The 7,665-nt window shown below is 43.6% G+C and carries 7 protein-coding genes; 3 read left to right on the top strand and 4 right to left on the bottom strand.

Annotated elements, in window-relative coordinates:
- Positions 1-56: 56 nt before the first annotated feature.
- From V4467_04725 to V4467_04740, 4 genes are all read right to left on the bottom strand, one after another.
- Positions 57-2,075: a ribonuclease J gene (locus V4467_04725; GenBank protein MES2088264.1), complete on the bottom strand. Its 2,019-nt coding sequence runs from the start codon at positions 2,073-2,075 to the stop codon at positions 57-59.
- A gap of 127 nt (positions 2,076-2,202) precedes the next feature.
- The gene (locus V4467_04730) at positions 2,203-3,978 is read right to left on the bottom strand and encodes an ABC transporter substrate-binding protein (GenBank protein MES2088265.1); all 1,776 of its coding nucleotides are present in this window, start codon (positions 3,976-3,978) and stop codon (positions 2,203-2,205) included.
- Between the two features lie 128 nt (positions 3,979-4,106).
- Complete coding sequence (secG, locus tag V4467_04735) at positions 4,107-4,337, bottom strand: preprotein translocase subunit SecG (protein MES2088266.1); 231 nt, start codon at positions 4,335-4,337, stop codon at positions 4,107-4,109.
- A gap of 125 nt (positions 4,338-4,462) precedes the next feature.
- Entirely contained in the window at positions 4,463-4,774 is a 312-nt protein-coding gene (locus tag V4467_04740) for a hypothetical protein (protein ID MES2088267.1), read from the bottom strand.
- Positions 4,775-4,955: 181 nt separating this feature from the next.
- Here V4467_04740 and V4467_04745 point away from each other — a divergent pair, with 181 nt between their 5' ends.
- From V4467_04745 to V4467_04755, 3 genes are all read left to right on the top strand, one after another.
- Positions 4,956-5,297, top strand: coding sequence for a co-chaperone GroES (locus V4467_04745; GenBank protein MES2088268.1), 342 nt, complete (start codon positions 4,956-4,958; stop codon positions 5,295-5,297).
- Between the two features lie 125 nt (positions 5,298-5,422).
- Entirely contained in the window at positions 5,423-7,084 is a 1,662-nt protein-coding gene (gene groL / locus V4467_04750; GenBank protein MES2088269.1) for a chaperonin GroEL, read from the top strand.
- A gap of 210 nt (positions 7,085-7,294) precedes the next feature.
- On the top strand, positions 7,295-7,665 hold a 371-nt coding region (locus V4467_04755), incomplete at its 3' end, for a hypothetical protein (protein ID MES2088270.1).

Here is a 7,665-nt window from a genome sequence, read left to right on the forward strand (position 1 = left end):
GCGCATCTCGCGACTAAATGTGTAAACTTTCTGGAATAGCCAGGAAGTTTTTTTATTTACACTCCCAAGAGTACCGGAATCACAATCGGTCGTTTTGCTGTTTTTTGGAATAGGAATCGGCCGACGTTATCGGTCAAAACATTTTTAACATATTCGAAGTTGATTGGATTCATGCCGGCTGTTGTGTCTTCGATAGTTTTCTTGATGATGATGCGTGTTTGGTGCAACAGATCCTGCGATTCACGAAGGTATACGAAACCGCGAGAAATAATATCAGGACTTTTTTTCAATTTTCCGTTTGTAGTGTTGACGCTCGCAATGATGACGAACATGCCGTCTTGCGCCAACATTTGTCGGTCGCGAATAACCACTTCCTGAATATCTCCAACAGAGAAACCGTCAACCATGACAATTCCCGATGGGGCTTTTTCTTTGAGCCGAACCAGTTTCATTTCTCCGAGTCCCTTCGAGGAGTCGGCACCATTTTGAATTTCAAACACGGTGCCGTTGTCAGGTACGCCAACGCTTTCTGCGGCCATGCCGAGAGATTTAGCGAGTTCTTCATGCACGCGAAGCATGTAGTGATTGCCGTGAATGGGCATGAAGAATTTTGGTTTGATGTGCTTGTGCAACCATTCGAGTTCACCGCGATTGCCGTGGCCAGTCGAGTGAATATAGACATCCGAAGATCGGTAGTGAATGATTTTCGCGCCTTGTCGAGCGAGGTTGTCTTTCAATTTTTGAACGGCCTTTTCGTTGCCGGGAATAATTGATGATGAAAGCAAGACAGAGTCTCGCGGCGTAATTTTAAAGTATTTGTGAGATTTGTTTGACATGCGCATGAGTGATGCGAATTCATCTCCTTGAGCTCCAGTGACGAGCGCGATCAAACGATCAGGTGGATAGCTATCCATTTCCTCTGGCGTAATGAGCGTATCTTTTTTTACTTTCAAGATGCCCATGTTTTTAACAATCTCAATGTTGTTTTTCATGCCACGGCCGTCGACGACAACTTTTTTGCCGTATTTTTCAGCCGATGAAATGATGTTCATCATACGTTCGAGTTGAGAAGCAAACGTCCCGATGATCAAACGATTTTTGGTGTTCTTGATAATTTCGTCGAGATTTTTGTGCACCAAACGTTCCGGTGTTGAGAAGCCTGGGTTGTCGATGTTGGTTGAGTCCATCATAAGAAACAGCACATTGGAATCTTTGAAACGCGCGTATTCTTTTTCTTCGGCCTCAGTGGGAACGCCGTCAACATGATCGAGTTTGATGTCTCCTGGGTTTACGATATCTCCGTACGGAGTTTCGATAATAATTCCCATTGAGTCTGGAATGGTGTGGGTTACCGAAAAGAATTTTACTTTCAGGTTTCCAATTTTGAGTGTGTCCTCTTTCTCCACGATTTTTAGATCAAGTGGAGCAAGATGAGGAAATTCTTCCTGTCGCTTTTTAACCATCATGCCTGTGAGTGCTCTCGTATAGATCGGCGGATTGCCGATTCTGTCCATGATGTAGGGAATACCACCGATGTGATCGAGGTGGCCGTGAGTGATGATGAGTGCGCGGATTTTATCCTTGCGTTCTTCGAGATATTTAGTGTTTGGCAAAATATAATCGATGCCTGGCGTGTCTTCTTCTTTAAATTGGAAACCAGCGTCAATGACAATAATGTCGTTGCCGAATTCCACCATAGTCATGTTTTGACCGATCTGTTCCACTCCTCCAAGCGGAATAATGCGAATACTGTCTGCCGCCAGTGGGGGAATAACACTTTCGATTTTTTTAGCACCCATGGCGCTACCGCCTGCATGAGCTGGGCGAGAACCGCGTCCGTGACGAGGTCGGTCCATTTTTTTGCCACCAAAGCCTCGCAACGTCTTCGAGTCTCCATGATTTGAGTGAGCGGCGTGAGTAGCGTGTGGCGCATGTGTGGTAGCAGCCGCGTGAGTTACAGAAGCCACTTTTGTGTGGCTGTGATGTGCACTGTTGCCCAAATCAGAAGTTCTCTGAAATGCTGGAGCTGCTGCTCGAGCCCTAGGGGCGGGTTTTTGAATTTTGTCTTTGTCCATAATTAGTTAAACATACCAATCTACTAATGAATACGAATCTGCGAATAACTACTAATGTTACGCTCGCGGTTTATTCGCAGTTATTAGTAGTATTAGTATAATTCGTATATTAGTATTAATTATTAATTTATTGTTTCTTAGCAAATATTTTCCACACGCTCTCTGTCTCAACGTACCACTTTTCGACATTCATAAAACGTTCTGCTGGCGTGGTGATAAGTCCCATGCTGAAACCTTGCAAAGTTTTCGGCACAACGTAGAGAAAGTCTGGTGAGTAGATAAATATAGCAGGTACACTCTCGACAATCTCTTTTTCTAACTCACCGTATTTTTCGAGACGAATTTCTCGGTCAGCAATCGTTCGAGTGTCTTCAAGTAATTTGTCAGCCTGAGCGTTTGTGTAGAGTGCGACGTTGAGTCCTGGGTCATTTCTTTGCGATGAATGCCAAAAGGCAAACAAATCAAGATCGCGGCCGATGATTTCACCGAAGAGTAAGCTGTCATACTTTCTTGGTCGGATGACATTTTGGTTGAGCTCTCCGATATCAAAAATTTTCACTTCGATCTGCGCACCCAAACTTTCTCCCATGTCTTTTATCATGAGCGCTACAGCTTTTAGCTCTGGCGCATCTGAGGTGCTAATTGAAAAGGCGAGAGGTGTTACTACCTTTTTAACCGTTTTTTCGTAGACATTTTTCTCCTCGTTAAATTTCCAGCCAGCTTTCTCAAGAATATTTTTTGCTGCTGCAATTCTTTCCACATTACTTTTATAAATGACAGCGAGAGGAGCGCTGGCAGAACTACTTTTTTGAATGAGTCCCGGCGGAATCGGGCTATCGATGGCAATACCTTCTCCTAACAAAACATTTTCGACAATCGATTCTTTGTTGATAACGGTATTTAAAGCATCGCGTACCTCTTTGTTGGCGAGAACTGGCGCTTGGTTCTGATTGAAAAATAAAGCGAAAATTCTTGGGAGAGGAGTTCGTTCTATTTGAGCGTCGCTATCCTGTATCACCGTCACTTGTTGTGGTGAAATGCCCGCAACACTTTCAATGCTTTTATTATTTAATGCATTTAAAACGTTGTTGCTATTTTGATAAAAATGTAAAATTAAATTTTTAATTAACGGCTCGCCGAAGACATATTTATTGAAAGATTCCAGGTTGTATGACAACGGGATGCCGGCCGAATTTTTGCTGATACTTTTTATTGTATACGGGCCAGATCCGATAGGCTCGGTATTAAATTTACTAAATTGAAATTCCTCACCGGTGATGTCGTTCCAAATGTGTTTCGGCAAAATTCCCAAAGTGGTATTTTCTAGAAATGGCGAGTACGGTTGTTTCAAGGTCAATTTCACCTGATAGTCATTTACTTTTTCAACTTGAACTCCTTCCCAATTTGCTCGTTTAGGACTTTTTAATGTTGGGTCCTGAGCTTTCCCAATGGTGAAAACTACATCATCAGCGGTGATTGGCGATCCGTCGTGGAATGTCAAACCTTTTTTTAGGACGAAGGTGTAGGTTAATCCGTCTTCTGATATTGAATAACTTTCGGCGAGATTTGGCACCAGGGTTCCGTTATCAATTGGTTTCAAAAGTCCTGAGTAAGTCAGCGCGGTAAGATCTCGATCGGCGTCAGAAATGGCGAGGATTGGATTGATAAAACGTGGCAAGCCGATCACCCCTTCTGAGAGTGTACCTCCGCGGGCAGGGACAATCACCATGAAGGCACCATTAATTTGCCAGAGCAAACTGAGGGTGCTCACACTTAACGCGACCGCGAAAAAGTAAAAAATTACTTTTTCGGTCAACGAAAAACGGCTCACCGTGTTTTCAATCGACTGGGCTTTTGGAATATTAAAACGTTTGACGAAGATATTTTTGAATAGGTCTTTCACAAAGAGGTCGATACGAAAATACGAAATTTATTTACGAAAATACGAAATCATACGAAAATTATAGTGATGCCAGAAAGTTTTCGTAAGCGTTCGTATTTTCGTACCCCTTTCGTATGTTCGTACTATAGTTATTTAATGATAAGTGCTAAAAATGCCGAAACGGCAAAAAGGATTGCCAAGATAATGGTGACGTTAAAAATAAATTTTTCTGAGCCTCGTCGGGTATGATGTCCTGAACTGAAGTTGTCCCCAAGTCCACCTCCAAGTCCTGATGCAGTGCGCTGAAGGAGTACACCAACGGTGAGGAGCACCGCCAAAACAACCTGAATATAAGGTAAGAAACTAGAAATTAACGTCATTCGGGACAGAATAGCATACCAAGTTGAGAAACGCAACCTGGTAGAATCAAGACCTATCTGCCGGTAGGCAGGTTCAAGAATAAGACCGAGATAAAAAAAGAAAAACCCGCGGCTAAGGGTTAGACCTATGTCGCGGGGGTATACACACTTTGTGGTTTTGCTTCTTCCCGTTCGGCCCATTTTTTCGTGAGGGTCTTTCCGAGCGGTGAGTCGACCTCCTCCCTCATGTGGGCGCAGGTTACAATATACCGGGCTTCTTCGGCGGTCATTCGTTTCTGCGCAATAGCCTCCCACTCAGGTGGCAAATTTTTTGCTGCCTCCATACATTCGGCAATCTCTTCGTCAGAAATCGGAGGTATTCCGAGAAGTATTTCCAATATTTGCAACACAAGAAGTGGATCTACGTGCTTGTCGGGTGGTTCATTAGTATCACTCATTAAAAATCCCTTTAATTTAACCGAGATTAAATATCAAACAACTGGAAAAAATTTTACTTAAGAATTGCTATTTGTCAACGTTACCGGTTTGTGGGTTTGGGTGCTATAGTGAGTAACCTCATTAATCAGTAGCTAATTTAAAGCTGTCAGCTGTAAGCCTACAGCTTTAAGCTTTTTGAATATGAAAAAAGAAACGAAAACCACAATTAAGAGTGAATCTCAAAGCAAACCAAACATCAAACCCTTGGGTGATCGCGTTTTGATTCGCGAACTCGAAGTGACCGACAGATTGGAAAAAACTGCTGGCGGGATTTACATTCCCGATTCAGTAAAAGATGATCGAGGTTCCAAGCGCGGCGAAGTAATCGCGGTTGGTCCAGGACGAATTGATGATGGCGAACTTATTCCGATGAATGTAAAAGTTGGAGATGTAGTGCTCTATCAGTGGGGCGACACGGTGAAGATTGGTGAGACAGAGTTTACGTTGGTTAATGAGAGTGGATTACTGGCGATTATTAAATAATCAATATACGAAAATACGAATTAAACGAAAATACGAAAAAATACGAAAGCCGTAGCGGTACCAGAAAGTTTTCGTATGAGTTCGTATATTCGTAATCACTTTCGTATTTTCGTATCGAAAATTTTATGGCAAAACAAATTTTATATAACGAACACGCGCGCAAAGCGCTCAAGCGCGGAGTAGATATTGTGGCAGATGCGGTCAAAATTACGATCGGCCCACGAGGTAGAAACGTCGTGCTTGATAAAAGCTACGGCGGTCCGACGATCACGAACGACGGTGTTTCGATTGCCAAAGAAATTACCCTTCGCGACAAATTTGAAAACATGGGCGCAGAAATTATTAAAGAAGTGGCTGTGAAGACCAATGATTTTGCCGGCGATGGAACGACCACCTCGGTCATTTTGATGCAGGCGATTGTAGACGAAGGCATGCGACAGACCACGATGGGAGTAAACGCCATGGGTGTGAAATTGGGAATTGAAAAAGCCACAGAGCGCGTTGTGGCGGCACTTAAAGAAATTGCCAAACCGATTAAGACGAAAGAAGAAATTCGACAGGTAGCTTCGATTTCGGCTGAGTCAGAAGAAATTGGAAAAATTATTGCCGACACGATAGATAAAGTTGGAAAAGACGGCGTGGTGACGGTTGAAGAATCACAAACGTTTGGTGTTGAATCAGAAATCGCCCAAGGTTTGGAATTTGATAAAGGTTACGTCTCGCATTACATGGTGACCGATTCAGAAAGAATGGAAGCAAAGTTTGAAGAGCCGGCTATTTTAATTACTGACAAGAAAATTTCGGCAGTAAAAGAAATTTTGCCACTTCTGGAAAAATTAGCGCAATCTGGCAAAAAAGAATTGGTAATTATTGCCGAGGAGGTTGAAGGGGAAGCCCTCGCCACTTTTGTGGTCAACAAATTGCGTGGTGGATTTAACGTGCTCGCTATCAAAGCTCCTGGGTATGGAGACAAAAAGAAAGAAATGCTCGCTGATATTGCGGTCACAGTTGGCGCGACGGTGATTTCCGAAGAAGTTGGAATTTCGTTTGAAAAAGCAGAGCTCAGCATGCTTGGAAAAGCTCATCGAGTAATTTCGACAAAAGAAAATACTATTATTGTCGGTGGCAAGGGCAAGAAATCAGAAATTGAAACTCGGTTGGCACAATTGCGAAAACAGCGCGAAGGAAAGCAGGTAAAATATGAAGTTGAAAAACTCGACGAACGGATTGCTAAACTTTCAGGCGGCGTGGCGGTGATCAAAGTCGGTGCCGCGACTGAGACTGAAATGAAATATTTGAAATTGAAAATCGAAGATGCGGTCAACGCGACTAAAGCGGCGATTGCTGAGGGAATTGTGGCTGGTGGCGGCGTGGCGCTTGTTAAGGTTGGACAGAAAGTGGGAGATTGGTTTGCGGCTCACGCAGAAAAAAATAAAGAAACCATGACTAAAGAATTCGAAATTGGTTTTTCGATTGTTTTGAAAGCTCTTTCTGCGCCACTCAGACAAATCGCTATTAATACAGGCAAGGAGGATGGTTCGGTGATTGTTGAACGCGTGCGACTCGGTAAGGGTGCGATTGGGTACGATGCGCTCAAAGATGAAATGGTTCCGGACATGATTGCGGCCGGCATTATCGATCCGGTGAAAGTTACCCGAAGTGGAATTCAGAACGCAGCTTCTGCCGCGGCAATTTTGCTTACGACTGAAGTGGCGATTGCGGATGAGCCGAAGGAAGAAACGCCTCCCACCGGCCCTGCAATGCAGGGAGGAATGGGGGAATATTAAAAAGTAGGTTAGTAACCTGCCTACCGTCAGGCAGGTTAGTAGGTAGAGAGTAGAAAAAACAAGAAAAGGTAGAAAGCCGCCGCAACGAAGTTGCGGCGGCTTTCCGTTTGTGTGGATTCCAGTTATCCCCATGCGGTTTTTCCCAGAAAAACTGCTATAATGCTAGTTACTATGGACTTTTTCCAAACAGAAAAAAGGAGTTTTTTGTATATGATAATTTCTCTGTTAATTTCCTTCTCTTTTTTCTTCCCAAGTCCTGTTCTAGCTCAAGCGCTTCCTGTTACGGTTTACACGACCGTCAACTCCTTCTTTTGTTTTATCGGTAGTTTTTTCGGTGGGGACTGTAATGTTGTGGAAGTTGCCGCCCCTCCAACCAACCTCTCGACCCCGTCTGCGGGCGTCGGAGCATCTTCGAGCATCGTAGCCCCTACTCCCGTAACTATTTCCACCACCACCATCAATCAGTATGTTACCCAGCCAATTGTTGAACATACCAACACTATCACCGAACGCATTGTCAGTGGCATTACTGAATCTCAAGTAGACCTTAAACTCCAACAACTCGAAAATAAACTTTCCTC

The sequence above is a fragment of the Patescibacteria group bacterium genome (assembly GCA_040390045.1).
Lineage (GTDB): Bacteria > Patescibacteriota > Minisyncoccia > Phycocordibacterales > SIBU01 > SIBU01.